Origin of the sequence: Mesorhizobium sp. M7A.F.Ca.ET.027.03.2.1 (assembly GCF_003999175.1) — a bacterium.
Lineage (GTDB): Bacteria > Pseudomonadota > Alphaproteobacteria > Rhizobiales > Rhizobiaceae > Mesorhizobium.
In genome coordinates, this window is record NZ_RZOM01001326.1 from 1 (window position 1) to 1,411 (window position 1,411).

Annotated in this window: 1 protein-coding gene; it reads left to right on the plus strand. The window is 65.3% G+C overall.

What is annotated here, in order from left to right:
- Positions 1–1,411: GumC family protein (locus EN750_RS34310; RefSeq protein WP_189526674.1), on the plus strand; the 1,411-nt coding region annotated here is incomplete at both ends.

The window sequence follows — 1,411 nt, forward strand, 5'->3', positions numbered from 1 at the left end:
CTACTGGGCGCTGCGCTCGGCGTCACCATCGCGCTGTCGACGCCGAAGAAATATGAAGCCACCACCGAACTGATCGTCGACCCGCGCGATCTGAAGCTAACCGATCGCGACCTCACCCAGTCGGTCGTCGCTTCCGATGCCACGCTGGCCATCGTCGAGAACCAGGTTCGGGTGCTGACCTCAGGCACCGTTCTCAACAAGGTCGTCGACAAGCTCAATCTGGTCAACGACCCCGAATTCAATGGGCAAGGCGGCGGCGGCCTTAGCATCATGTCGCTCATCCGCTCCGTCCTGTCGCGCAATGACGGGCCGGGGGGTGTCGACGACAGCCGCCGCCGCGCGCTTGCTGTCGGCAATCTGGCCGAGAGCCTTTCGGTCGAGCGCGGCGGCAAGACCTTCGTCATCACCGTCAGCGCCACCACGCAGAATGGCGAGAAATCGGCCCTCATCGCCAACACGATGACGGATGTCTTCCTGCAGACCTTCGGCCAGATACAGTCGGACACCGCAGGCCGCGCCACCGACGAACTGACGGCCAGGCTTGACGAGTTGCGCAAGGGGGTCGAGGCGGCCGAGCGCAAGGTCGAGGATTTCAGGGCCACGCACGACCTTGTCGACGCGCAGGGCCACCTCATCAGCGATGACGAAATGCTGAAACTCAACGAGCAGCTGTCGGTTGCCCGCGCCCGCACGCTGGAGCTGAATGCCCGGGCGGCCTCGGCGCGTTCGGTCGACGTCAATTCGGTTCTCACCGGCACCTTGCCGGAGGAGATCAACTCCAACTCGATGAGCGATCTGCGTTCGCAATATGCATCGCTCAAGCAGGAGGCTGACCGCGCCGCCATTCGGTTCGGCCCGCGTCATCCCGAACTCCAGGCGCTCAATGCCCAGCTTGCCGGCGCACGCGACCGCATCGCCTCGGAGCTGCGCCGCATCGGCTCGTCGCTGCAGGTCGACCTCAAGCGCGCGGTCCAGCTCGAACAGGATCTTGCCTCTCGCCTGGCGCAGCTGAAGGTCCGCAGCGGCGACGTCAACAGCGACCTCGTGTCGATGCGCGAACTGGAGCGCGAGGCCACCGCCAAGCGTTCCGTCTACGAACAGTATCTCCTGCGCGCCAAGGAGACCGGCGAGCAGAAGGACATCAACACAGCCAACATCAATGTGATCTCGAAGGCCTTCGCGCCGCTCGAGCCGAACGGGCCGTCGCGGGTCGTGGTCGCGCTTGCCAGCCTGTTGCTGGGTTTCGCCTCCGGCATTGGCCTCGGAGCCATGCGTGGCGCCTATGAGAGCCTGCGCGACACCGCCAATTCGCGCTCGCGTCGCGACCATGGCACGGACGAACGCCGGACGCCTTACGAAGACAAGGCATATCGGGCAGCGCCGCCGCCGGCGCCGCCACAACCACCTGCGC